Consider the following 22,897-nt stretch of genomic DNA (forward strand, 5'->3'; position numbering starts at 1 on the left):
AACCTCGCGGATCGTGCTTGCCGCAAGGGGGCATGGAGCTATAGAGCGGGGCCACGAATTATGATGAGGATGATCCGGCAGTGACACGCGCCAATACCGCCCCCTTCCGCCGTTCCATGGCTGTTGCGCTGCTTGGCGTGTCGCTGCTCGGGCTGAGCGCCTGTGGCGGCGGCGGTCGTCCGCGCACCGAGCTGGCCCCGGCACAGCTCAACACCATCGGCGTCAACGCCTATCTGTGGCGTGCTTCGCTCGACACGGTCAGCTTTGCGCCGCTGCTTCAGGCGGACAGTGCGGGCGGCGTGATCGTCACCGATTGGTACACCAACCCCACCAACCCGACCGAGCGGGTCAAGCTGACCGTGACGATCCTCGATCAGGATCTGCGCGCCGATGCCCTGCGCGTCGCGGCGAGCCGTCAGGTCAACGAAGGCGGCAACTGGGTCGAAGCCCCGGTGCAGGCGGCCACCGTGCAGAAGCTTGAGGACATCATCCTTACCAAGGCCCGCGATCTGCGGCGCCAAGCCCTCGCTTCCTGAGTTTCCGCTCCACACGGATTGAATTTTGCATGACTGAAACCCGTTTCGACCCTGCCGTCGCCGATGAACGCTGGCAGCGTGCCTGGACCGAGGCGGGGACTTTCACCGCCGATTCCGACAGCCCCAAGCCGAAAAGCTACATCCTGGAGATGTTCCCCTATCCCTCGGGGCGCATCCACATGGGCCACGTCCGCAACTACACGATGGGCGACGTGCTGGCGCGTTACCAGAAGATGCGCGGGTTCGAAGTGCTGCACCCGATGGGCTGGGACGCCTTCGGGATGCCGGCGGAAAACGCGGCGATGGAAAAGGGTGTGCATCCGGGCGGCTGGACGCGCCAGAATATCGCCCAGATGAAAGCGCAATTGCAGCGCATCGGCTTCGCGCTCGACTGGACCCGCGAATTCGCCACCTGCGATCCCGAATATTACGGCCACGAGCAGGCGCTGTTCGCCGATCTCTACGAAGCGGGCCTCGTCTACCGCAAGGAATCGACCGTCAACTGGGACCCGGTCGACATGACCGTGCTCGCCAACGAGCAGGTGATCGACGGCAAGGGCTGGCGTTCTGGCGCGGAGGTCGAGAAGCGCAAGCTCAACCAGTGGTTCCTCAAGATCACCGACTTTGCGGACGATCTGCTTGAGGGGCTGGGCAAGCTTGAAGACTGGCCCGAGAAGGTTCGCCTGATGCAGGAGAACTGGATCGGCAAGTCGCAGGGGCTGGAATTCAGCTTTGACCTCAGCAACGGCGGCAAGCTGCCGGTCTACACCACGCGGCCCGACACGATTTTCGGCGCGAGCTTCTGCGCCATCGCTGCCGATCACCCGATCGCGCAAGGGCTGGCGGGCGATCCGGAGGTCGCGGCCTTCATCGAAGCGTGCAAGCGCGGCGGGACCAAGGCGGCGGAAGTCGAGACGGCGGAGAAGCTGGGTTACCGCACCGCGATCACCGCGCGCCATCCCTTCACCGGCGCGCCGCTCCCCCTGTTCATCGCCAACTTCGTGCTGATGGAATATGGCACCGGCGCGGTGATGGGCGTGCCGGGCCATGACCAGCGCGACTTCGAATTCGCCACCAAATACGAACTGCCGATCCTGCGCGTCGTCGCCACCGATCCGGCCCGCGCCGACGAGCCCTTCCAGGGCGAGGCCGAGGCGGGCGACGGGGTGATCGTGAACAGCGATTTCCTCGATGGCATGAGTGTCGAGGATGCCAAGCAGGCCGTCATCACCCGCGCCGAAGCCGGCGGCTGGGGCGAGGGCCGCACCGTGTGGCGGCTGCGCGACTGGGGCGTTTCGCGCCAGCGCTATTGGGGGACGCCGATCCCCTTCGTCCATTGCGACACCTGCGGCGTGGTGCCGGTGCCCAAGGACCAGCTGCCCGTCACCCTGCCCGAGGATGTCAGCTTCGACATTCCCGGCAATCCGCTCGAACGCCACCCGACGTGGAAGCACGTCGATTGCCCCAAGTGCGGCGCAGCGGCGCGGCGCGAGACCGACACGCTCGACACCTTCGTCGATTCCTCGTGGTATTTCCTGCGCTTTGCCAGCCAGCCTGCCGACCGGCCCTTCGACCCGGAAGAGGTCGCCAAGTGGATGCCGGTGCAGCACTATATCGGCGGTATCGAGCACGCGATCCTGCACCTGCTCTACGCGCGGTTCTGGACGCGGGCGCTGGCGCATATCGGCAAGCTCACCGTGCAGGAGCCGTTTGCGGCGCTGTTCACGCAAGGCATGGTGACGCACGAGACCTATTCGCGCCTCGTCACCCGAAAAGGTGTTCGAGATAGCGACGGTTCTGAGGTTGAGTTTGCTTCAATCGACTACTTTTCGCCCGAAGAGATCGAGCGCACCTCCGATGGCGCAACCCTGCTCGCTGATGGCAGTCCGGTCGAAGTCGGCCGTGTCATCAAGATGTCGAAGTCGAAGAAGAACGTCGTCGACCCCGATGCGATCATCGCCCGCCACGGGGCGGATGCGGTGCGCTGGTTCATGCTCTCGGATTCGCCGCCGGAACGCGACCTGCCGTGGTCGGACGCCGGGATCGAAGGTTGCGCGCGCTTTGTGCAGCGGCTGTGGCGCTTGTTCGGGCAGGTCGGCGCAGGCGAGGCCGGAGCCGATGCCAACACCGACAAGGCGCTTGACCGCAAGCTGCATCAGACTGTCGCGGCGGTCGCAGACGATATCGAGGCGCTGAGCTTCAACAAGGCTGTCGCCCGCATCTACGAACTGGTCGGCGCGACCGAGAAGGCTGAACTTTCCGCCAGCCGCTCCGATGCGATCCGCAAGCTCGCCACCCTTGTCTCGCCGATGATGCCACACCTCGCGGAAGAGGCGCGTGCGACCTACGGGCTCGGGATCGGGCTGGTGGCCGAAGATGCCTGGCCCGCCGTCGATCCGGCGCTGCTGGTCGATGACGAGGTGACCATCGCCATCCAGCACATGGGCAAGCTGCGCGACACCGTCACCGCGCCCAAGGGCGCTTCGAAGGACACGCTGGAGGCACTGGCGCTGGCATCAGCCAACCTGCAACGCTCGATTGATGGCGCGGCGATCCGCAAGGTTATTGTCGTGCCCGACCGATTGGTGAATATCGTCACCTGATGCGCATGCTCCTTGCCCTGCTGGCCTCGCTGGCCCTCACCGCCTGCAATCTTTCGCCGATGTATGCGGGCGGCGGGACTTCGGCAGCGGCGCAGGGGATTGCGGCGGTGGAGATTCCCGCGATCCAGGGGCGCGGCGGCTGGCTGGTCAAGAACGCGCTCGACGCGCGGCTTGGCGTCGCAGGGCAGACGACGCCGCAATACCGGCTCGATATCCGGCTCGACGATTCGCTGGAGGCGCTGGGCGTGCTCAATGATGACACGATCAGCCGTGAACGCCGCATCCTGCGCGCGCGGTATCAGTTGGTCGAGTTGGCGACGGGCGCGATCCTGCTTGATGCGACCGCCGGATCGGACGCGGGGATCGATGTGGTGTCCAGCGAATATGCCACCATCGCTGCGGAGCAGAAGGCGCTGGAGAACCTCGCGCTCGAAGTGGCGGACCGCGTGGCGACGCAGGTTGCGGTGACGCTCAGGGCGCGCGCTGCCGGCCCCCAAGTGCAGGCTCCGTGAAGGCCAAGAACGGCGATTTCGCCCGCGGCCTGCCGCCCGGCGCGGCCGCTTGCCGCATTTTCTTCTTCTGCGGCCCCGATGAAGCGGGGGCCAGCGCGGCAGCGAACCGCCTCGTCACTGCCCTCCCCGACGCGGGCGAGCGGGTCGAACTGGCCGGAGCAGACCTCCGCCGCGATCCCGCGCTGCTGGGCGACGAGGCACGCTCGACCTCGCTGTTCGGCGGGCAGCGCCATATCTGGGTGCGCGCCAGCGGGGATGATGCGCACGACGCGCTCCAGTTCCTGATCGAAACCGCCGAGGCCGGCGCGGGCGAGGCTGCGCCGGTGATCGTCGTCGCCACATCGGCCACCGACAAGTCGCGCACCGCCAAGCTGCTCGAAAAGCGCAAGGACGCGCTGGTCGCGATGTTCCACCAGCCCGATCTGTCCACCGTGGCAGGTGCGGTGCGCGGCATGGCGGACGCGGCGGGGCTGCGGCTCGGCGGCGACCTTGCCGAACGCATTGCGCGGGCCGCCGGGCTCGACGTGCGGCTGGCGCAGTCGGAAATCGACAAGCTCGCGCTCTATTGTGATGCCGACCCGCAGGCCCCGCGCCCTGCCACGCCCGAGGATCACGCAGCGATCGGTGCGGCGACCGAGGAGGACGGCTTTGCCCCGCTGGTTAACGCCGTGCTGGGCGGCGAGCTTGGCAAGATCGGCGGCGAAATCCGGAGGATGCGCGAGCTGGGCCTCAACCCCGTCGGCGTGGCGCTGGCGCTAGAACGGCGCGCGGCGCAGCTGGCGCAGATCGCCGCCTATCTCGGCCCGCGCGGCCAGTTCGACCAGATCGACAAGGGCGCGGAGATGCGGCTGGGCATTTTCTTCAAGGAAAAGCGCGATATCGGCAACCAGTTCAAGCGCTGGACCATGCCCGCCGCGCGCGGCACCCGCGAAACCCGGCTCGACCGGCTGATCCCGCGATTGATCGCGCTGCACCGCAGCTTGCTTGCCAACAGCCAGGCAGCCGAGTTACTGCTGGCGCAGGAATTGGCAGAAATTGGCCGTTTTGCTGCGAAACGGTAGCAAATTGTGACAAACCGCTTTTCGCAGTCGCACAAAATGCAAAATTAACTGTAATAACACCTAGGGACTGCAAAAGGGTCGCGCCTTTTGGGGGAAGGTCTGAATGAATCGCGTTACGCCTAAACTGCTGGAATCGGTCAGGCACCAGTCTGTAGAGAGCAAGGTCGTGCCTTCGCTCGAACGGCGGCGCCTGCGTGCCTATGCGGTGATGCTGCTGGCGGACGGCGCGATGTTCCACCTTTGCTTCGCGCTGGCCGCGATGCTGTGGGAAGGCCGCTGGTGGGAACCGCGCGCGATGCTGGCGGCGCAGGCGATGCTGCCAGCCTATTTCACCATCGCGCTCTACAACCGCACCTATGGCGTGCGCGCGCTGGGTGACTGGCTGTTCGCATCGCGGCAGGCGGTCGGTGCACTGCTGGTTTCGGCGGCGCTGATCAATTTCGTCGGCTTCTACACCAAGACCAACGAGGATTTCTCGCGCGCTTCGGTCACGCTCGGTCTGCTGTTCACGGCGATCCTGCTTGTGGCGCTGCGCCGGGTGCAGGCGATGGTGATTGCCAGGCAGTGGGATGGCCGCGTGACCAACCGGCTGGTGATCGACGATGGCGGGTCGAGCTTCCCCTTCGACGGGGCCGACCGGATCCTGGCCGCCGATTACAACCTCGATCCGGCCAGCCATGATCCCTTCATGCTCGACCGGCTTGGCAAGCTGCTGCGCAATCAGGATCAGGTGGTGGTGAGCTGCCCGCGTGAACGGCGCGAGGACTGGGCCTTCCTGCTCAAATGCGCCGGTGTCTATGGCGAGATCGTGAGCGAGCCGGCACACAGCCTCGGCGCGGTCGGCGTGCACCGTTATGACGAGCTTGACCGCACCACGCTGGTCGTTTCGACCGGGCCGCTCGGCCTGCGCGCCCGCATCCTGAAGCGCGCCTTCGATGTCGTGGTGGCAGGATCGGCACTGCTGGTGCTGGCCCCGCTGCTGATCGTGGTGGCGGTGCTGATCAAGCTGGAAGACCGTGGGCCGGTGCTGTTCATCCAGCGCCGTCTGGGACGCGGCAACCAGTTCTTCGACATGTTCAAATTCCGCTCGATGCGCGAGGACAAGCTGGATCACACCGGCGAGCGTTCCGCCGGACGCGAGGATGACCGCGTGACCCGCGTCGGTGCCTTCATCCGCCGCACCAGCATTGATGAACTGCCGCAGATCATCAACGTGCTGAAGGGCGACATGTCGATCGTCGGCCCGCGCCCGCACGCGTTGGGCAGCCGCGCCAACAACAAGTATTTCTGGGATATCGACCGGCAGTACTGGCAGCGCCATTGCCTCAAGCCGGGGCTGACCGGCCTTGCGCAGGTGCGCGGCCACCGCGGCGCGACCGAGCACGAAAAGGACCTGACCGACCGCTTGCAGTCCGATCTGGAATATATCGCAGGCTGGTCACTGCGGCGCGACATCGAAATCGTGCTGCGCACCGTGCGGGTTCTGACCCACGAGAACGCCTACTAGGCCGGGTCTTCGGGCGTATCCGGCGCAGCCGGGTGCCTGATCTGACCGGCGAGATGCCAGCCTAGTTCTTGTCGCGCTGCGGGACGGCGAAGGTGCCTGTCACCCGGCCCTGGCCCGAAGGTGTGCCGGGCGTCGCCGCGCTGCCGCTGGCGGTGCCATCGACAGTCGAGATCCCGCTCGCCAGATCGATCACCAACCGCCCGCCGTTCAATGTGTCGGTGCCGCGGCGCAGGCGGACATTGCCCGCCATGGTGATGATGCGGCGATTGAAATCATAGATCGCATTGTCGCCGCTGGCGCGTTCGTCACCGCGGGTGACGGCAACGCCGCCGGTCGCGGTGATGCGCTGGATTTCGAGCTGGCCGGTATCGGTGAAATTGACCAGCATCCGGTCGGACTGGATGCGCAGGTCGCCCTGGGTGACAATCACGCCGCCGCTGGCAATCACCTGATTGGCGCGGTCGTCAATCACGGCCTTGCCTGCGTCATAGGTTACCGGCGCGCGCGAATCGTGGCGGGCGATGCCCTGCGCGGCGAGGTTCATGCCGCCTGCAAGCGCTGCCGTCAGCGCGAAGCCGCCGATCCCCCACACCAGCGCAAGGCGGACGAGCGGGGTGCGGCCAGAACGGGGGGTGGCAATTGTGTCAGACATCACGGCATCCTCAACTGGCCAGGGATCATGGTAAAGCGGGCATCGCCTTCAAGCGTGATCGTGCGCGCGGAAAGATCGGCGCGCATGGAGTTGGCCGAGAAGGTGCCCGCCGGAATCTCGCCTTCCACCCCGGCTGTGCCCTGCATGGTGCGCGCTCTGAGATCGACCGAAACCCCGCTCGCGGTCATGGCATAGCCATCCGAAGCGGTAAGCCGCACCGGGCCGCTCACCGCCACGGTCTCGGCATCAATATCATACGTCCCGCCATCGGCGCTCAGGCGCGCTGGCCCCTCGGTCAGCAGCAGCTGCGCAACCAGATCGCGCATCCGCACGAGCCCTTCGACGCTGGAGCGCTGCACCGCCTCGCCCGCCATCAGCGAGAACGGGCGGCCAAGATTGTCGCGCCCGCGATACATCGCATTGTCGACGCTCAGGCGCTCGTCGATCTGCGTCACCTTGTTGCGATCGAGCAGGAAGCTGACCTCGCCGCGCGGGGACAGAGGTGTGATGACCATCAGCGCCGCGATCACTCCCACGCCCATCGGCAGCGCCCGGGCGAGGAACCGCACCAGCTTGTCATGCGAACCGCCCGGCGCAGCGAAATGCTGCCGCCGGCTGCGCAGCGCACGCGCTTCACTGGTTTCGATGCTTTGCTCGGGGGCCATGGTATCGCGCTCTTGCCGCCTGCAACCTTACATGTGGCTGAAGATGTCGTTCTCGGCCCAGCCGGCGATGTCGAGCAGCGCGCGGGTGGGGAGGAAATCGAAACACGCCTGCGCAATTGCGGTGCGCCCTTCGCGCTCCAGCCGAACGGTCAGCTCGTCGCGCAGGCGGTGGAGGTAGCGCACATCGGAGGCCGCGTAATCGCGCTGCGGATCGGACAGCACCGGCCCGCCCCAGTCGGAGCTTTGCTGCTGCTTGGAGATGTTCTCGCCCAGCAGTTCCTCGACCAGGTTCTTGAGGCCATGGCGGTCGGTATAGGTGCGCGTCAGCTTGCTCGCGATCTTGGTGCAGAACACCGGCCCGGCCATCACGCCGAGGTAGTAATGGATCGCCGCCAGATCGAAGCGGGCAAAGTGGTAGATCTTCTGGCGCGAGGGATCGCCCAGCACCGCCTTCAGGTTCGGCGCATCGTACGAACTGCCGGGATTGAAGCGCACCAGATGCTCGTGACCCGAGCCGTCCGAAAGCTGCACCACGCACAGCCGGTCACGCGCGGTGACGAGACCCATGGTCTCGGTATCGATCGCGATGGCGCTGGTGCCGGTCAGCACGCCGGCGGGAAGGTCTTCTTCGTGAAAATGGACTGCCATGCCGCTCGCCCTACGCGCATTGGGGAAAGAGGGGAAGGGGCCAGTGGCGCGGCAGCAAGCGGTGCGTGTAGGTTGCAACGCGATGGCAAGCGAGACGATCCCCGAAAGCTGGCGCCCGGCGCTTGAGCCGGTGCTGGCGACACCCGAGGCGCGTAAGCTCGGCGGATGGCTGAAGGCCGAGGAAGCGGCGGGCAGGGTGGTCTATCCGCCGCGCGGCAAGCGCCTTGCCGCGCTGGCACTGACGCCGCTGGAAACGGTGCGCTGCGTGATTCTGGGGCAGGACCCCTATCACGGCCCCGATCAGGCGCATGGCCTCGCCTTCTCGGTGCAGGACGGGGTGCGGGTGCCGCCTTCGCTGGTGAATATCTACAAGGAGCTGGAGGCCGACCTTGGCCTGCCGCGCGCCGCGACCGGCGATCTGTCGCCGTGGGCGCGGCAGGGCGTGCTGCTGCTCAACAACACGCTGACGGTCGAGGCCGGGCAGGCGGGCAGCCATGCGGGGCGCGGGTGGGACGCGGTGACCGATGCTTGCGTGGCGGCGGTGGCGGCGCGCGAGGAACCGACCGTGTTCATCCTGTGGGGCAGCCATGCGAGGAAGAAGGCGAGCCGGGTGCCTGCACTGGGCCGCGCATCACAGCACCTCGTGCTGACCTCGGCGCATCCCAGCCCGCTTTCGGCCCATAACGGCTTCTTCGGCTCGCGCCCGTTCAGCCAGACCAACGCCTTTCTGGAAAGTGCCGGGCGCGGGGCGATCGATTGGAGGATATGATGGACGACGTGATCTTGTGCGATGTGGCCGATGGCGTTGCCACCGTCACTCTCAACCGTCCGCAGGCCATGAACGCGCTGAACCGCGCGCTGCGGGCGCGGCTGGCCGAGGTGATGCGGCAGGTCGACGCGGATGATGACGTGCGCGCGGTAATCCTGACCGGCGCGGGCGAGCGGGCCTTTACCGCCGGGCTCGACTTGAAGGAACTCGGGAGCGAGGCGGGTGCGCTGGGGAGCGCCAATGCCACCGATCCTGCCGACAATCCGGTGAAGGCCATCGAGCTGTGCCGCAAGCCCGTGATCGGCGCGATCAACGGGGTGGCGATCACCGGGGGCTTCGAAGTCGCGCTCGCCTGCGACGTGCTGGTGGCGAGCACCAACGCGCGGTTCGCTGACACCCACGCGCGGGTCGGGATCGTGCCCGGCTGGGGCCTGTCGCAGAAGCTGTCCCGCATGATCGGCATCAGCCGCGCCAAGGAACTCGCCTTTACCGGCAACTTCCTCGATGCGGAAACGGCCCGCGCATGGGGGCTGGTCAATCATGTCGTGGAGCCTGACGCGCTGCTCCCCCTCGCCCGCAAACTGGCGAGCGACATGGCCGGGATCGATCCGGCGTTCCTCGCGAACTACAAGCGCCTGATCGACGACGGCTATGGGCTAAGCTTCGGCGAGGGGCTGGCCCTCGAAGCGGAGCGCAGCACCGCCGCCAATTCAGCCGTCGCTCCTGAGGAAGTAGAAGCCCGCCGCGCCGCCGTGCAGGAGCGCGGGCGAGGGCAGGGGTAAAGGCGGGTTTCGGGATTCCGCCGGGGGCGGCGAATGACAGCAATTGGGTGGAGAGTTGCCGTTGCCGCCCTCCGACAGAGCGTGATAAAGATCGGCTATGACAATCGTTTACGACCTTTGGTTCACTCGCGAATACGAAGACCGCGAGGATACAGAGCTTCATATCGGAATCTACGCCAGTCGTCCTGATGCTGACGCTGCAATCGAAGCTCTGAAGGGCAAACCCGGGTTCCGAGATTATCCGGAAGGGTTTGAGGCGCACGAGGTCGTGCTTGGGCAGACGGGCTGGCAATATGGTTTCATAACCACCATCGGCGCTCCGCCAAAAGATGCTGCGGGTGAGGCTTTCGACTTACCAGCGTTTGACTGAGTGGCGTCCACTCCGGGGTCGCTTCCTGCAATTCAGGTTTTGGGAATGAAACCGCAAATAGCTGCCGTTTGATGGCCCGATCAGGACAGGGCTGGCTGACGACCATAGGGGGCAGTCACCGCAGCCGACCTGGATGGCTCACCGCCAGATGATGCGTCCGGCGAGTGCTATGCCTGCCAGGTTTTGCCGCCGGGGCGTCCATATCAGACGTCTCGGTCGTCCGGATGCCGCGCATTGCTCGTATTTGGCGAGGTGATCCGCGGCTGCAATCGAACCACAACGGACTGACCCACTCGCCTGCCGGATGACTTCCAGCGAGTCGCCGACCAGATCAAAATCAGGCTCGCCGAGGGATTGCGCGAGTTGGAGGGCAAGCCGGAGGGCGAGCCATTCGGCGTCGCTGCTTGTGCCGCATCCCAAATCGTCGAAGAAGTAGGTGGCACCGCGCGCGACCACGGCCGCCTCCATGACGCCGGGATTGGGTCGGCAGCCGCCGTCGAAGTAGATTTTCAGCCGTCGCCGGTAAGACACCTGACCGCACCTTTTCGCAATGCGGTCGCAAGCGGGCAGTCTCCTGCGTCGATTGCGTCAGTACACGCCCGCCGCTTTCTGACCGCTCACCCTGCGTGAGCGGCGATCCATTCTTCCACCACCGGCGCGACCTTGGTGCGCCAGCGGCTGCCGTTGAAGATGCCGTAATGCCCCGCGCCTTCGGCCATGTAGTAGCGCTTCTTCGCCTCGGGCAGGTTTGGCGTCAGCTTCAGCGCGGCCTTGGTCTGGCCCAGCCCTGAAATATCGTCGCGCTCGCCTTCGATGGCGAGGAGGGCTGTGTCGGTGATCTGCGTGATGTCGACCAGCTCGCCCTTGTGGCGGAACTCGCCCTTGGGGATCGAGTGCTTCTGGAACACCTCTTCGACGGTCTGGAGATAGAATTCCGCCGTCATGTCGCAGACCGAGCGATATTCGTCGTAGAAATCCTTGGTCGCGTTGGCGCTCGCATCATCGCCCACGGTGAGGTGTTTGAACATCTCGTAGTGGCTCATCATGTGGCTCGAAAGGTTCATGCTCATGAACGCCGAAAGCTGCATGAAGCCGGGATAGACGCGGCGGCCCGCGCCCGGATACTTGTGCGGCACGGTGGCAATCACGCTCTGGCGGAACCACTCGATCGGGCGCTGCATCGCCATGTTGTTGACCACGGTGGGGCATTCGCGCGTGTCGATCGGGCCGCCCATCATGGTGAGGGTGGCAGGCGTCGCGGGCGATTTGTGCAGGTTCATCAGCGCGGTCGCGGCAAAGGCCGGGACCGAGGGCTGGCAGACCGCCATCATGTGGATGCGCTGGCCCTTGGCATCGGCGTGCACATGCTCGGCGAATTCGATCAGGTAGTCGATATATTCATCGAGATCGAAGTTCCCCGCGCTGGCCGGCACCATCTTGGCATCGGCCCAATCGGTGATGAACACATCGGCGCTTTCCAGCATCCGCTCCACCGTGCCGCGCAGCAGTGTGGCGTAATGGCCGCTCATCGGCGCGACGATCAGCAGGCGGGGGCGGTCGGAAGGCGTGCCGTCGACGGTGAAGTGGAGCAAATCGCCAAAGGGACGCTTCAGCGCGATGGTCTCGGTCACGGCGCGGGGCTTGCCGCCGATTTCGACCTCGGTGATGCCGAATGCGGGCTTGCCATAATGCGCGGTGGCGTGGGCGAACACGTCCAGCGCGTTGGCGACCATCGGCCCCATGCCCATGTAGCCAAACGGATTGACGGGGTTCGACAGCATTCCGGCGCTGATCGAAGCAAGCGCGCTGGCACTGTTCATCCAGCTGCGCTGGAGTTCATAGGCATGATAAAGCATCGGTTTACCTCAGGCGTCGAACGGTCTGGCGCCTTGTTTTGCGGCACCTTGTCGTGTCAGATGCGCCTTTGCCGGTTATTGTGCAATGCACAATTGCATAGGTGGCAAACTTGCCGGGGCGAGACCGCACTGTTTTTTGCACGTGAATTTCGCTGCGTGTGCGGCTAGAGCGCAGCGACCATGCACGGCGAACCCCACACGCGCGACCATAACGAAACCACGGACGAAACGCCGGGGATGGCCCAAGCCATCGTCGCCGCGCTTCCCGAGACGGCCGAACCTGCGCCGAAATCGCGCTCGCTGGGGCCCTTGCGCATGGTGTTCGGCACGGCCCTGCAATATCCGCGCGAGATCGCATTCGCGCTGGTCGCGCTGGTCATTACCTCGGCCGCGACGCTGGCGATTCCGTGGCGCTTCAAGGTGATTATCGACGAGGCCTTCACCGGCACCGCCAACACCGACGATATCGGCCACGCCTTCCAGTACCTGCTGATGATTGTTGTGGTGCTGGGCCTCGGCACGGCAATGCGCTTCTATTTCGTGAGCTGGATCGGGGAGCGTGTGGTCGCCGATATCCGCCTGAAGGTGCAGGCCAACCTGCTGCGCCTCTCGCCCGGCTTCTACGAGGTCAACAGCCCCAAGGAAATCTCCAGCCGGATGACCAGCGATACCGCGATCATCGAGAACGTGGTGGGGACGACCGTTTCGGTGGCGCTGCGCAACACTTTGACGGGGATTGGCGGGATCGGGTTCCTGGTCTTCCTCGCGCCGCAGCTGACCATGGGCCTGCTGATCGGCATCCCCTTGGTCATCATCCCGATTGTCTATTTCGGGCGGAAGATCCGCGCGGTTTCGCGCACCAGTCAGGACCGGATCGCCGATGTCGGCGCCTATGTGACCGAAGTGCTCTCGGCGATGAAGATCGTGCAGAGCTTCGGTCAGGAAAGCCGCGAGAGCGAGCGGTTTGCGAGCGTCGTCGAAGGCACGTTCGCCACCGCGCGGCGGCGCATTATGCTGCGCGCGGCGATGACAACGGTGGTGATCCTGCTGGTGTTCGGCGGGGTGGTGCTGGTGATGTGGCGCGGCGCGCTGGCAGTGGCGGCGGGCGAGATCAGCGGCGGCACGATCGCCGCTTTCGTCCTGACCGGCGGGCTGGTGGCGGGCGCGCTGGGCGCTTTGACCGAAGTCTATGGCGATCTGCTGCGCGGCGCGGGCGCGGCGAGCCGTTTGGCCGAGCTTCTCGAAGCCCGGCCCGAAATCGCGGCACCGGCGCGGCCCGAACGCCTGCCCGAGCCTGCCCGCGGCAGCCTGTCGTTCCGCAATGTCACCTTCCGCTATCCGGCGCGGCCCGAAACCGCGGCGCTCCACGATTTCACGCTGGAGATCGAGCCGGGCGAGACTGTCGCCATTGTCGGCCCATCGGGGGCGGGCAAGTCCACGATCTTCCAGCTGGTCGAGCGGTTCTATGATCCGCAGGTCGGCACCATCCGTCTGGATGGCGTGCCGCTGACCAGTGCCGACCCTGCCGAAATCCGCGCGCGCATCGCGCTCGTCCCGCAGGACGGCGTGCTGTTCAGCGCCAATGCCCGCGATAACCTGCGCTATGGCAAGTGGGACGCCACCGACGAGGATATCTGGCAGGCGGCCCGCGCCGCCAATGCCGAAAGCTTCCTGCGCGCCCTGCCGCTGGGTCTCGACACCTATCTCGGCGAGGGCGGAACGCAGCTTTCGGGCGGGCAGCAACAGCGCGTCGCCATTGCCCGCGCCTTGCTGCGCGATACGCCGATCCTGCTGCTGGATGAAGCCACCAGCGCGCTGGATGCCGAAAGCGAACAGCTGGTCCAGCAGGCGCTGGAAGCGCTGATGCAGAACCGCACCACGCTGGTGATCGCCCACCGCCTCGCCACCGTGCGCGCGGCGGACCGGATCGTGGTGCTGGATGAAGGCCGGATCGTCGAACAGGGCACGCATGATGCGCTGAGCAAGGCGGGCGGGCTCTACGCACGCCTCGCGCGGCTGCAATTCGCCGACGCGGCGGCCTGAACTCCGATTTCCGCTTTTCGACGAAACGCCGGACGCGCCTGACGAAGCGCAACCCTTTGCCGTGTGCATCGTTACTGTGACAGTCGGCAGAACTCTGCCCCAGCTTCTCAGGGACAACACCGCACATGATCCACAAATCCGTAGCCCTGCTCGGCGCGAGCCTCCTCGCGCTCGCCGCGCCGGCCTTCGCCCAAGACTCCGCCCATGACCATGAGGATGGCGTGGAGCTGTTGCTCGAAGCCACCGATACTGCCGCTCCTGCGCCGGCCCTGCCGACCATCAGCTTTGGCAAGTGGGGCTTCGATCCGGAATACCTCGCCGCCGATGTGAAGCCGGGCGATGACTTCAACGCCTATGCCAACAAGCGCTGGATCGACGCCAACCCGCTGCCGCCCGAATTCAGCAGGATCGGCGCCTTCGTGCTGCTCGGCGAAAAGAGCACCTATGACGTCAAGGCCCTGATGGATGATCTGGCGGCGAAGGACGCGGCCTCCCTTTCGGGTGACGAACGCCGTATTCTCGATGCCTATCGCAGCTTCCTCGATACCGACGCGATCGAACAGGCGGGCCTCGCCCCGGCGCAGCCATACCTTGACCGCATCAAGAGCGCGCAGTCGCTGACCGATCTCGCCATGCTGTGGGCCGAGCCCGGCTTTGCCAGCCCGATCGGCGGCGGGGTCAGCATCGACGCCAAGCAGCCCGACCGCCACATCGCCACAGTCGGCTTTGGCGGGCTGGGCCTGCCCGACCGCGATTACTATCTCGACACAACCGAAAAGGGCGTGGCGATCCAGGCCAAGTACAAGGCCTATCTCGCCTTCCTGCTGGGCGAGGCAGGTTATGCCGACCCGGCAGCCATGGCCGAGGCGGTCTATGCCTTCGAAGACGCCAATGCGCGCAAGGTCCAGTGGGACCGCGCGGTGCGCCGCAACCGTGACCTCACCTATAACCTGCTGACCGCAGACGAGCTGTCCGCGATCGGCGGCGAAGTGCCAGTCTCGGCGATGATCGACAAGATCGGGATTTCAGCCAGCCCCGGCTTCGTCGTCAGCCTGATGCCGCCCACGCCCGAGGAAATCGCGCAGTACAAGCTTGATGACGCGACCCTTGCCAAGATCGGCACCGGCCTGCCGGGCATGTTCGCGCTGGTTTCGGAGACTTCGGTCGAGACGCTGAAGGCGTGGATGGTCAAGGAAATGCTCTCGGGCAATGCCGCCGTCCTGCCCGCGCGCTTCGATGCCGCCAGCTTCGAATTCTACGGCAAGACCCTGCGCGGCACGCCCGAACAGCGCCCCCGCTGGAAGCGTGCCATCGGCGAGGCGGAAGGCCTGATCGGCGAGCTGATCGGCAAGGAATATGTCGCGCGCTACTTCCCGCCCGAAAACAAGGTGGCGATGGACGAGCTGGTCGCCAACCTGCGCACCGCGCTGGGGGAATCGATCAACGAGATCACCTGGATGGGTGAAGAGACCAAGACGCAGGCCCGCGCCAAGCTGGCCAGCTTCGATCCCAAGATCGGCTACCGCCCCAATCTCGAGACCTATGACGGCCTCGCAATCACGCCGGGCGATGCCATCGCCAACCGCATGGCTGCGGCCAAGTGGCAGCAGGCCGACAATATCGCCAAGCTCGGCCAGCCCATCGACCGCACCGAATGGGGCATGCTGCCGCAAACGGTGAATGCCTATTACAACTCGGTGAAGAACGAGATCGTCTTCCCCGCGGGCATTCTCCAGCAGCCGTTCTTCGCGCTGAGCAATGACATTGCGGTCAATTATGGCGCCATCGGCGGGGTGATCGGCCATGAAATCGGCCACGGCTTCGACGATCAGGGCTCCAAGTCCGACGCCAGCGGCGCGCTGCGCAACTGGTGGACCGATTCCGACCGCGCCGCCTTTGATACGCTCGGCAACCGGCTGGTGGCGCAGTACAACGCCTTCTGCCCGCTCGATGCCGGCGCGACCTGCGTCAATGGCCGCCTGACGCTGGGCGAGAACATCGGCGATGTCGGCGGGCTTTCGATGGCCTACCGCGCCTACAAGCTCGCCACCAAGGGCAAGGACGTGCCGGTGATCGACGGGCTGACCGGCGACCAGCGCTTCTTCCTCGCCTGGGCGCAGGTGTGGCGTTCGACCCAGCGCGAAGAGAACTACCGCAACCGCCTGCGCACCGACAGCCACAGCCCCGAGGAATACCGGGTCAACGGCGTCGTCCGCAATCTGGACGAATGGTACGAGGCCTTCGGCGTCAAGCCCGGCGACGCGATGTACCTGCCGCCGGAAGAGCGCGTGCGGATCTGGTAGATCCTGATCCCCCGTCCCGGGCTTGACCCGGGACCCCGCTTTCTTGTTTGCGTGCCCGCCTCCGCGGGCACGTCCTCGGCGCTGTTCCTCCGCTACGCTCCGGGCGCCTGCGGCTCGCGCGCGTGCGCTCGCGGCCCGCCCCATGGCGGGCCGAGTTGCGTGCGCCCCATTGGCCTGCCCCCCACCCGGGCGGGCCTTTTGGTTTGACACCCCGCGCCCGCTCGTCGAAGCGTTCCGCTCATGACCGATACGCTTGCCGCCATCCTCCTCGGCATCCTGGAAGGGCTGACCGAGTTCCTGCCCGTGTCCTCGACCGGACACCTGATCCTCGCCACCGAACTGCTGGGTTTCGACCAGCGTGAGTGGGAGGTGTTCAACATCGCCATCCAGCCTGCGGCGATCCTTGCGATTGTCGTGCTGTACTGGCGCACCTTCTGGGATGTGGCGAAGGGATTGTTCGGGCTCGAGAAGGGCGCGCTGAACTTTGTGCGCAATCTGCTGGTCGCGTTCTTCCCGGCGGTGATCCTCGGCCTGGCCTTTGGCGACGTGATCGAGACCATGCTGGGCAATGCCGTGCTGGTATGCTGGACGCTGATCATCGGCGGCGTCGCGATCCTTGCCATCGAACGCTGGGCCAAGCCGCCTGCCGAAGGGGCGGGCGTTTCCGGCGTGCCGCTGCGCACCGCGGTGCTGATCGGGCTGGTGCAGTGCCTTGCGATGATCCCCGGCGTCAGCCGATCGGGCGCGACGATCCTCGGCGCGATGGCCTTCGGGGTCGACCGCAAGACAGCGGCGGAATTCAGCTTCTTCCTCGCCGTGCCGACCCTGAGCGGCGCGACGGTTTACCAGTTGGCGAAATATGGATCGGACCTCACCTCCCGCGATATCGAGCTGATCGGGATCGGCTCGCTCGCGGGTTTTCTGGTCGCGCTGGTGGTGGTGAAACTGTTCGTCGCGGTGGTGACGAAAATCGGTTTCGGCCCCTTTGCATGGTACCGGATCGTGATTGGTCTGGCCGGTCTGGCGTGGCTCTCGCTGCGATAAGTGGAGCTGTGCTGGAACCAGCCGCGCCCCTGCTGGTTTGGGAGTCGGGCGGATAGGCCCGCTGCTTATCGGAGACTACGGACAAAATGGCGTTGCTGGTGCTGATCGTGTTGGGGGCGACTCTGGGCTGGCTGGCCTCGATCCTCGCGCGGACCGAGGCGCCGGGCGACATTCTGCGTCAGGTCATGCTCGGCGTGGCGGTATCGGTGGTCGCGGGCGAAATCGCCAATGACGGCACCATGATCGGCAGCCTGTCCTTCCTCAGCCTCGGCATTGCGCTGGCTGCGACGGCCGTCGCGATGGTGCTGTATCACGCCGTCGTGAGGCGCAGAGTCAAAGCGTAATTTGTTTAGCCCTCACGCGCCGGGCGGCGGACATCCGTCCGCCTTGGCTTTCGCGGCATAAGCCGCGGCGGCCAGTCGGCCTTGCGATGCCTCCGGCATCGATTCCTAAACAGGCACCGCTCCGCTCCCCCGTCCGCCGCGCAGGTGATATTCCTGCGTTCCCCGGTGCAGCACATTGTCGACATCGATCACTGCCGAATTGGCATAGGTGAAGCCGGCCGGCAGGCTGCGGTAGAGCCGATCGAAATCGCGCTCCACCGTCTGACGGTAGAGATCGGCGAAACTCTCGATCACGAAATAGGTCGGCTGCAGATCGCTGATCACGTAATCGGTGCGCATCACGCGGTCGACATTGAGCATGATGCGGTTGGGGCTCTCCGCCTCGACCGCAAAACGCGCCTCGGTCGGGCCTGACAGGATGCCCGCGCCGTAAGCGCGCACCTCGCCCGCTTCCTCGATCAGCCCGAATTCGACCGTGTACCAATAGAGCGCACCCAGCGCCTTGAGCCGGTTATACCGCATCGCCTTCCACCCGGCGCGGCCATATTCCTGCATGTAATCGGCATAGGTGGGGTCGGTCAGCATCGGCACGTGGCCGAACACGTCGTGGAAGACGTCCGGCTCCTCGATGTAGTCGAAGGTCTCGCGCGTGCGGATGAAATTGCCCGCAGGGAAGCGGCGGTTGGCGAGGTGCCAGAAGAATACGTGATCGGGGATCAGCATCGGCACCGGCACGACGCTCCATCCGGTGAGCGCGCCCAGTTCCTCGGAAAGCGTGCCGAATTCCGGAATGCCGCCGCGTGACAGGTCGAGCTTGTCCAGACCGTGCAGGAATGCCGAGCACGCCCGGCCCGGCAGGACCTCCATCTGGCGGGCGAACAGATCGTCCCACACGCCGTGATCTTCCGCCGTGTAATCGGTCTGCTTCGGCTCCAGCCAGTCCGCGCCGACATGCGCAGGCCGGGCGAGCGGCGCGGTAAAGACATCGGCTGCCATGTCTGGCAGGGTGGCGAAATCGGGCGGAGAATCTGCAAGCGTGGCCATATCGTTGCAGATGATACTACCTTCGTGGCGCGAGGACAAACGCAGGAGAGCGGCATGGGCATGAAGCGCAAGGAATATGATGAGGCGCTCGCGCCGCTGACGCTCGAACTGGTCAGCATGGCGCGCTGGGTCAAGGCGAGCGGTGCGCGGATCGTGGTGCTGTTTGAAGGGCGCGACACCGCGGGGAAGGGCGGCGCGATCGGCGCGGTGCGCGAGGCGCTCAACCCGCGCCAGTGCCGCACCGTGGCGCTGTCGAAGCCGACCGAGGCCGAGATGGGTCAGTGGTATTTCCAGCGCTATGTCCCCCACCTGCCCACCGCGGGCGAGATCGTGCTGTTCGACCGGTCATGGTACAACCGCGCGGGCGTCGAGAAGGTGATGGGCTACGCTTCCGAGGCCCAGGTCGCGGCGTTTCTGGAAACGGCCCCCGCTTTCGAAAAGCTGCTGACCGACGACGGCATCCTATTGTTCAAATACTGGCTCGCCGCCGATCAGTCCGAGCAGGAGGGGCGGCTGCGCGAACGGCTGGAAGACCCGCTGAAACGCTGGAAGCTCTCGCCCATCGATCTCGCCGCGCGGGAGAAATACGACGACTACACCAAGGCGCGCGAGACGATGCTGGAGGCAACCCACACAAACCACGCGCCTTGGACCATCGTCGATTTCAATGATCAAAGGCGCGGGCGGCTGACGCTGGTCCGCGATCTGCTGTCGCGTATTCCCGATACGCATGAGGAGCCGGAAGCGATCACCTTCCCCGATCTCGGGCGGGAGCCGGTGGCGGAGAGCTACGGCGTGCTGAAGCCGATTGCGGATTTTCCGATCGGCTAGACCGCTGCGCTCGCCGCCGTCACCTGTCGGCCATCATCGGCAAAGGCCGCCAGCTCGTACCCGCCCTCGCTCTTGCGCATCACCAGATGCAGCGGCTCGCCCGCGATGGCGGGAGAGAGCCCACGAAACTGGAATGACCGCAGCCGGTTCTCGCCAAGCTCAGTGGCGGCCAGTTGCAGCAGCAGGCTCGCGGTCAGCGGGCCGTGCACCACCAGTCCGCGATAGCGCTCGACCTCGCTGGCATAGGGCGTGTCATAGTGGATGCGGTGAGTGTTGAAGGTCAGCGCCGAGTAACGGAACAGCAGCCGCGCGTCGGGGGTGAGGGCGCGGTGGGCGTCCCAGCCGGCGGGGTCGAAGCGGCCCTCGGCCAAGGGCGGCGGAGACAGCGGCGCATCGGCGCTTGCGGCGTCGCGATAGACCAGTGTCTGGCTCTCGATCACCGCCAGCGTGCCGTTGGCCTTCGTCACATGCTCGATATCGACGAAGGCGAGGCGGCCCGAGCCGCCCGCCTTCTCGCTCACCGAGGCAACCTTGCTGACCCGCTCGATCACCGCGCCGATGGCGATGGGGGCGTGAAAGGCGATCTTGCTGGAGGCCCACATCCGGCGCGGCATGGGGAAGGGCGGGAGGAAGCTGTCCGGGCTGTCGTCGCGCGCCGGGTGACCATCCTCGCCCAGCTTCGCGGTGGGCGCCTCGGGCGCGCACAGCGCGAAGTGGATCCCCTGCGGCATGATCGCCGGGTGTGGGCGGGCGAGATCGAAGGTGGCGAGCCAGCGGTCGGCCAGCCCTTCATCGAGCCGGTCCTTCGCCCGCGTCTCGCGCCCGATCCACGCCTCGAAATTCATACCGCGCGCTCGAACACGGCTGCAATGCCCTGACCGCCGCCGATGCACATGGTCTCAAGCCCGTAGCGCGCCCCGCGCCGGTGCATTTCATGCGCCATGTCGGCCAGAATACGCCCGCCGGTGGCGCCGATGGGATGGCCGAGGCTGATGCCCGATCCATTGACGTTGAGGATATCGCGGCGGCTGTCATCGTCGCTCCATCCCCAGCCCTTGAGCACGGCGAGCACCTGCGGCGCGAAAGCCTCGTTGAGCTCGACAAGGCCGATATCGTCCCAGCTATACCCGCGCCGCTCGAACAGCCGCTCCACGGCGGGCACCGGGCCGATGCCCATCCGCGAAGGATCGCAGCCCGCCGCCGCCCAGCCGCCGAACCACAGCATCGGGGTAAGGCCGAGTTCCTCGAGCTTGTCCTCAGCCACCACCAGGCAGGCGGCGGCCGCGTCGTTCTGCTGGCTGGCATTACCTGCGGTGACGATGGCTTGCGGGTCACGCTTCCCGTCGATGGGGGCAAGCTTGCCGAGCGTCTCCATCGAAGCGTCCGTGCGGTAGCCCTCGTCATGGTCGAAGATCACCGGGTCGCCCTTCCGCTGCGGAATCGCGACGGGGACGAGCTGCTCGGCGAACTTGCCCTCCGCCCATGCCCGCGCCGCATTCTGGTGCGAGCGGACGGCGAAAGCATCGGCTTCCTCGCGAGAAATGCCGTAATCCTTGGCGAGGTTCTCGGCGGTCTCGATCATGCCGGTGATGACGCCGAAGCGCTCGACCGGCTGGCTCATCACGCGGCCGCGGCTGAGGCGATCGTGCAGCACCATGTCGCCCATTCGCACACCCCCGCGTGCAGCGAGGGTGTAGTGCTCGACATTCGACATCGATTCCACCCCGCCCGCCACGACCACATCGGCCATCCCGGTTTCGACCATCATCGCCGCCGTCGCCACCGCCTGCGCGCCCGATCCGCAGCGCCGGTCGAGCTGGAAGCCGGGCACCTCGATGGGCAGGCCCGCCGCAAGCCACGCCCAGTGACCGATCGCGGGTGCCTCGCCATTGCCGTAGCCTTGGGAGAACACCACGTCGTCCACGCGCGCGGGATCAATGCCGGAGCGCTCCATCAGGGCTTTGAGGATCACCGCGCCCAACTGGCCCGCGTTCATGCTCGAAAGCCCGCCGAGGAACTTGCCCACCGGAGTGCGCAGGGGCGTGCAGATGGCGGCGCGTCTGGTCATATTCTGTCCTTGTCTGAAAGCGCCACCGTCCCCGCATCGACCAGCTTGCCGATCGCACCGGAGGTGAGGCCGAGCTTATCGGCAAGCACCTCCTCGGAATGTTGCCCGAGGTAGGGTGCTGGCGCAGGATCGCCCGCTTCTCGGCCCGGCAGGTTCGCGAAACTGCGGGTCGCGGGGTAATCGAAGCCCGAGGGGTTGGCTGGCGCAGGGCCGAACAGCGGGTTCTGCGCCACCAGCACCGGATCATTCGCCGCCTCGTAAGCGGTGCGGTAGCGTTCGAAGGTGCAGGCCTCAGCCGCCATGCGCGATTCGAGGGTGGCATAATCCATGCCGTCCGCCGCGCTCTGGAACAGCGCGAACAGCGCGGCGCGGTGCTGGAAGCGGGGTGTGTCCCCATCGGCGAAGCGCACGCTCGCTTCGGACTCAAGCGCGGCGATCCCCGCCTCCAGTCCGAAGGCTTTCACCAGCCCGCCCCATTGCTTGGGCGTGAGCGCAGCAACCATGAAGCGCACGCCGTCCTTGCTGCGGAAGTCGCGCCCGAATGCGCCCCAGATCGCATTGCCGAGCCGCTCGCGGTCGCCGCCGCGGTACAGCACCTCGGCCATCAGCCCGGCATTCGCCATCGTCCCGATCGCGACATCGCCGAGCGGCAGGCGCACTTCATTGCCCTCGCCCGTGCGGTCACGGTGGCGCAGCGCGGCGAGCATCGCGAAGGCGCCATAGGCCCCGGTGATGAAGTCCCACGCGGGCAGCACCTGATTGACCGGCGGCGCGCTGGCGGCATCCCAATCCTCTGGTCCGGTCATCAGCGGGTATCCGGCGGCGGCGTTGACGGTGAAGTCCATCGCTTGGCGCCCATCGTGCCAGCCCATCACCCGAAGCGAGATCATGTCGGCACGCTTGGCCGCCATTGCCGCGTGGCTGAGGAAGCTCTGCTCCGGCAGGTTGGTGATGCATTGGCCCACGCTCGCCGCCAATTCGACCAGCAGCTCGCGCCCCGCCGGTGATTGCAGATCAAGCGCTACCGATTTCTTGGCGCGGTTGAGGTTCTCCCAAGACAGCGAGCGCCCCTCGCGGGTTAGCATGTAGCGGTTGTAATCGAGCCCGCCCGCCTTGTGATCGACGCGGATCACCTCCGCGCCCAGCTGCGCGCAGTAAAGCCCCGCAGTGGGCGAAGCGACGAAGCTGGAGACTTCGACGATGCTCAGGTCGTGCAATAGATTATACAAATGTCATCCCCGCGAAAGCGGGGACCCATG

Annotated in this window: 22 protein-coding genes; 13 read left to right on the forward strand and 9 right to left on the reverse strand. The window is 65.9% G+C overall.

The features are described 5' to 3' along the window. The first annotated feature begins 116 nt into the window (after positions 1-116). The 5 genes from KVF90_RS03565 to KVF90_RS03585 all read left to right on the forward strand — a co-directional run bounded on the left by KVF90_RS03565 (position 117) and on the right by KVF90_RS03585 (position 6,219). Positions 117-536 carry a DUF3576 domain-containing protein gene (locus KVF90_RS03565; RefSeq protein ID WP_264394650.1) on the forward strand — a complete coding sequence of 140 codons (420 nt, stop codon included), beginning with the start codon at positions 117-119 and terminating at the stop codon, positions 534-536. Positions 537-565: 29 nt separating this feature from the next. Continuing rightward, a complete protein-coding gene (gene leuS / locus KVF90_RS03570; protein ID WP_264393483.1) occupies positions 566-3,139 on the forward strand; it encodes a leucine--tRNA ligase in 2,574 nt (857 codons plus the stop codon). Beyond that, positions 3,139-3,651: an LPS assembly lipoprotein LptE gene (gene lptE / locus KVF90_RS03575; RefSeq protein WP_264393484.1), complete on the forward strand. Its 513-nt coding sequence runs from the start codon at positions 3,139-3,141 to the stop codon at positions 3,649-3,651. Before leuS ends, lptE begins: the two co-directional genes overlap by 1 nt. Further along, on the forward strand, positions 3,648-4,712 hold the full coding sequence (gene holA / locus KVF90_RS03580; RefSeq protein WP_264393485.1) for a DNA polymerase III subunit delta: 1,065 nt from the start codon (positions 3,648-3,650) through the stop codon (positions 4,710-4,712). Before lptE ends, holA begins: the two co-directional genes overlap by 4 nt. Positions 4,713-4,815: 103 nt before the next feature. Continuing rightward, positions 4,816-6,219, forward strand: coding sequence for a sugar transferase (locus KVF90_RS03585; protein WP_264393486.1), 1,404 nt, complete (start codon positions 4,816-4,818; stop codon positions 6,217-6,219). A 61-nt stretch (positions 6,220-6,280) separates the two neighbouring features. Here the strand turns inward: KVF90_RS03585 and KVF90_RS03590 are convergent, their stop codons facing one another. The 3 genes from KVF90_RS03590 to KVF90_RS03600 are packed head-to-tail and all read right to left on the reverse strand — an operon-like array spanning position 6,281 to position 8,184. Beyond that, complete coding sequence (locus KVF90_RS03590) at positions 6,281-6,871, reverse strand: LptA/OstA family protein (RefSeq protein ID WP_264393487.1); 591 nt, start codon at positions 6,869-6,871, stop codon at positions 6,281-6,283. Continuing rightward, complete coding sequence (lptC, locus tag KVF90_RS03595; protein ID WP_264393488.1) at positions 6,871-7,536, reverse strand: LPS export ABC transporter periplasmic protein LptC; 666 nt, start codon at positions 7,534-7,536, stop codon at positions 6,871-6,873. The genes KVF90_RS03590 and lptC overlap by 1 nt, the downstream gene beginning before the upstream one ends. A gap of 27 nt (positions 7,537-7,563) precedes the next feature. After that, positions 7,564-8,184: a ribonuclease D gene (locus KVF90_RS03600; protein WP_264393489.1), complete on the reverse strand. Its 621-nt coding sequence runs from the start codon at positions 8,182-8,184 to the stop codon at positions 7,564-7,566. An 82-nt stretch (positions 8,185-8,266) separates the two neighbouring features. Between KVF90_RS03600 and ung the strand changes: the two genes are divergently transcribed. From ung to KVF90_RS03615, 3 genes are all read left to right on the forward strand, one after another. Then, positions 8,267-8,953, forward strand: coding sequence for a uracil-DNA glycosylase (ung, locus tag KVF90_RS03605; RefSeq protein WP_264394652.1), 687 nt, complete (start codon positions 8,267-8,269; stop codon positions 8,951-8,953). After that, complete coding sequence (locus KVF90_RS03610; protein ID WP_264393490.1) at positions 8,950-9,735, forward strand: enoyl-CoA hydratase; 786 nt, start codon at positions 8,950-8,952, stop codon at positions 9,733-9,735. Before ung ends, KVF90_RS03610 begins: the two co-directional genes overlap by 4 nt. Before the next feature lie 97 nt (positions 9,736-9,832). After that, the gene (locus tag KVF90_RS03615; protein WP_264393491.1) at positions 9,833-10,105 is read left to right on the forward strand and encodes a hypothetical protein; all 273 of its coding nucleotides are present in this window, start codon (positions 9,833-9,835) and stop codon (positions 10,103-10,105) included. A gap of 138 nt (positions 10,106-10,243) precedes the next feature. On the opposite strand, the gene KVF90_RS03620 is transcribed toward KVF90_RS03615, so the two are convergent. Together KVF90_RS03620 and KVF90_RS03625 are read right to left on the reverse strand one after the other, a co-directional pair. Further along, positions 10,244-10,636 carry a reverse transcriptase-like protein gene (locus tag KVF90_RS03620; RefSeq protein ID WP_264393492.1) on the reverse strand — a complete coding sequence of 131 codons (393 nt, stop codon included), beginning with the start codon at positions 10,634-10,636 and terminating at the stop codon, positions 10,244-10,246. Positions 10,637-10,722: 86 nt separating this feature from the next. Continuing rightward, positions 10,723-11,961: a polyhydroxyalkanoate depolymerase gene (locus KVF90_RS03625; protein ID WP_264393493.1), complete on the reverse strand. Its 1,239-nt coding sequence runs from the start codon at positions 11,959-11,961 to the stop codon at positions 10,723-10,725. Positions 11,962-12,141: 180 nt separating this feature from the next. Between KVF90_RS03625 and KVF90_RS03630 the strand changes: the two genes are divergently transcribed. The 4 genes from KVF90_RS03630 (at position 12,142) to KVF90_RS03645 (ending at position 17,695) form a co-directional block, all read left to right on the forward strand. Continuing rightward, a complete protein-coding gene (locus tag KVF90_RS03630) occupies positions 12,142-14,004 on the forward strand; it encodes an ABC transporter transmembrane domain-containing protein (RefSeq protein ID WP_413677003.1) in 1,863 nt (620 codons plus the stop codon). 125 nt (positions 14,005-14,129) lie between these two features. Further along, positions 14,130-16,307 (forward strand): M13 family metallopeptidase, encoded by a 2,178-nt coding sequence (locus KVF90_RS03635; protein ID WP_264393494.1) that lies wholly within the window; start codon positions 14,130-14,132, stop codon positions 16,305-16,307. 240 nt (positions 16,308-16,547) lie between these two features. Further along, positions 16,548-17,351, forward strand: coding sequence for an undecaprenyl-diphosphate phosphatase (locus KVF90_RS03640; RefSeq protein WP_264393495.1), 804 nt, complete (start codon positions 16,548-16,550; stop codon positions 17,349-17,351). Between the two features lie 86 nt (positions 17,352-17,437). After that, positions 17,438-17,695 (forward strand): GlsB/YeaQ/YmgE family stress response membrane protein, encoded by a 258-nt coding sequence (locus KVF90_RS03645; protein WP_264393496.1) that lies wholly within the window; start codon positions 17,438-17,440, stop codon positions 17,693-17,695. Between the two features lie 105 nt (positions 17,696-17,800). Here the strand turns inward: KVF90_RS03645 and phhA are convergent, their stop codons facing one another. Further along, positions 17,801-18,739, reverse strand: coding sequence for a phenylalanine 4-monooxygenase (gene phhA / locus KVF90_RS03650; protein WP_264393497.1), 939 nt, complete (start codon positions 18,737-18,739; stop codon positions 17,801-17,803). A 54-nt stretch (positions 18,740-18,793) separates the two neighbouring features. Here phhA and ppk2 point away from each other — a divergent pair, with 54 nt between their 5' ends. Beyond that, on the forward strand, positions 18,794-19,570 hold the full coding sequence (gene ppk2 / locus KVF90_RS03655; protein WP_264393498.1) for a polyphosphate kinase 2: 777 nt from the start codon (positions 18,794-18,796) through the stop codon (positions 19,568-19,570). On the opposite strand, the gene KVF90_RS03660 is transcribed toward ppk2, so the two are convergent. The 3 genes from KVF90_RS03660 to KVF90_RS03670 are packed head-to-tail and all read right to left on the reverse strand — an operon-like array spanning position 19,567 to position 22,867. Further along, a complete protein-coding gene (locus KVF90_RS03660; protein ID WP_264393499.1) occupies positions 19,567-20,415 on the reverse strand; it encodes a MaoC family dehydratase N-terminal domain-containing protein in 849 nt (282 codons plus the stop codon). The genes ppk2 and KVF90_RS03660 overlap by 4 nt on opposite strands. Next, positions 20,412-21,638 carry an acetyl-CoA C-acetyltransferase gene (locus tag KVF90_RS03665; protein WP_264393500.1) on the reverse strand — a complete coding sequence of 409 codons (1,227 nt, stop codon included), beginning with the start codon at positions 21,636-21,638 and terminating at the stop codon, positions 20,412-20,414. Before KVF90_RS03665 ends, KVF90_RS03660 begins: the two co-directional genes overlap by 4 nt. Then, complete coding sequence (locus KVF90_RS03670; RefSeq protein WP_264393501.1) at positions 21,635-22,867, reverse strand: CoA transferase; 1,233 nt, start codon at positions 22,865-22,867, stop codon at positions 21,635-21,637. The genes KVF90_RS03665 and KVF90_RS03670 overlap by 4 nt, the downstream gene beginning before the upstream one ends. Positions 22,868-22,897: the final 30 nt, after the last annotated feature.

Origin of the sequence: Porphyrobacter sp. ULC335, assembly GCF_025917005.1 — a bacterium.
Classification (GTDB): Bacteria; Pseudomonadota; Alphaproteobacteria; order Sphingomonadales; family Sphingomonadaceae; genus Erythrobacter.

Excerpts from the sequence above, each read along its gene's own strand:
- KVF90_RS03565 (WP_264394650.1), top strand. The coding sequence starts at position 117 with ATGGCTGTTGCGCTGCTTGGCGTGTCGCTGCTCGGGCTGAGCGCCTGT.
- leuS (WP_264393483.1), top strand. The coding sequence starts at position 566 with ATGACTGAAACCCGTTTCGACCCTGCCGTCGCCGATGAACGCTGGCAG.
- lptE (WP_264393484.1), top strand. The coding sequence starts at position 3,139 with ATGCGCATGCTCCTTGCCCTGCTGGCCTCGCTGGCCCTCACCGCCTGC.
- KVF90_RS03585 (WP_264393486.1), top strand. The coding sequence starts at position 4,816 with ATGAATCGCGTTACGCCTAAACTGCTGGAATCGGTCAGGCACCAGTCT.
- KVF90_RS03590 (WP_264393487.1), bottom strand. The coding sequence starts at position 6,871 with ATGTCTGACACAATTGCCACCCCCCGTTCTGGCCGCACCCCGCTCGTC.
- lptC (WP_264393488.1), bottom strand. The coding sequence starts at position 7,536 with ATGGCCCCCGAGCAAAGCATCGAAACCAGTGAAGCGCGTGCGCTGCGC.
- KVF90_RS03600 (WP_264393489.1), bottom strand. The coding sequence starts at position 8,184 with ATGGCAGTCCATTTTCACGAAGAAGACCTTCCCGCCGGCGTGCTGACC.
- ung (WP_264394652.1), top strand. The coding sequence starts at position 8,267 with ATGGCAAGCGAGACGATCCCCGAAAGCTGGCGCCCGGCGCTTGAGCCG.
- KVF90_RS03610 (WP_264393490.1), top strand. The coding sequence starts at position 8,950 with ATGATGGACGACGTGATCTTGTGCGATGTGGCCGATGGCGTTGCCACC.
- KVF90_RS03615 (WP_264393491.1), top strand. The coding sequence starts at position 9,833 with ATGACAATCGTTTACGACCTTTGGTTCACTCGCGAATACGAAGACCGC.
- KVF90_RS03625 (WP_264393493.1), bottom strand. The coding sequence starts at position 11,961 with ATGCTTTATCATGCCTATGAACTCCAGCGCAGCTGGATGAACAGTGCC.
- KVF90_RS03630 (WP_413677003.1), top strand. The coding sequence starts at position 12,142 with ATGCACGGCGAACCCCACACGCGCGACCATAACGAAACCACGGACGAA.
- KVF90_RS03635 (WP_264393494.1), top strand. The coding sequence starts at position 14,130 with ATGATCCACAAATCCGTAGCCCTGCTCGGCGCGAGCCTCCTCGCGCTC.
- KVF90_RS03640 (WP_264393495.1), top strand. The coding sequence starts at position 16,548 with ATGACCGATACGCTTGCCGCCATCCTCCTCGGCATCCTGGAAGGGCTG.
- KVF90_RS03645 (WP_264393496.1), top strand. The coding sequence starts at position 17,438 with ATGGCGTTGCTGGTGCTGATCGTGTTGGGGGCGACTCTGGGCTGGCTG.
- phhA (WP_264393497.1), bottom strand. The coding sequence starts at position 18,739 with ATGGCCACGCTTGCAGATTCTCCGCCCGATTTCGCCACCCTGCCAGAC.
- ppk2 (WP_264393498.1), top strand. The coding sequence starts at position 18,794 with ATGGGCATGAAGCGCAAGGAATATGATGAGGCGCTCGCGCCGCTGACG.
- KVF90_RS03660 (WP_264393499.1), bottom strand. The coding sequence starts at position 20,415 with ATGAATTTCGAGGCGTGGATCGGGCGCGAGACGCGGGCGAAGGACCGG.
- KVF90_RS03665 (WP_264393500.1), bottom strand. The coding sequence starts at position 21,638 with ATGACCAGACGCGCCGCCATCTGCACGCCCCTGCGCACTCCGGTGGGC.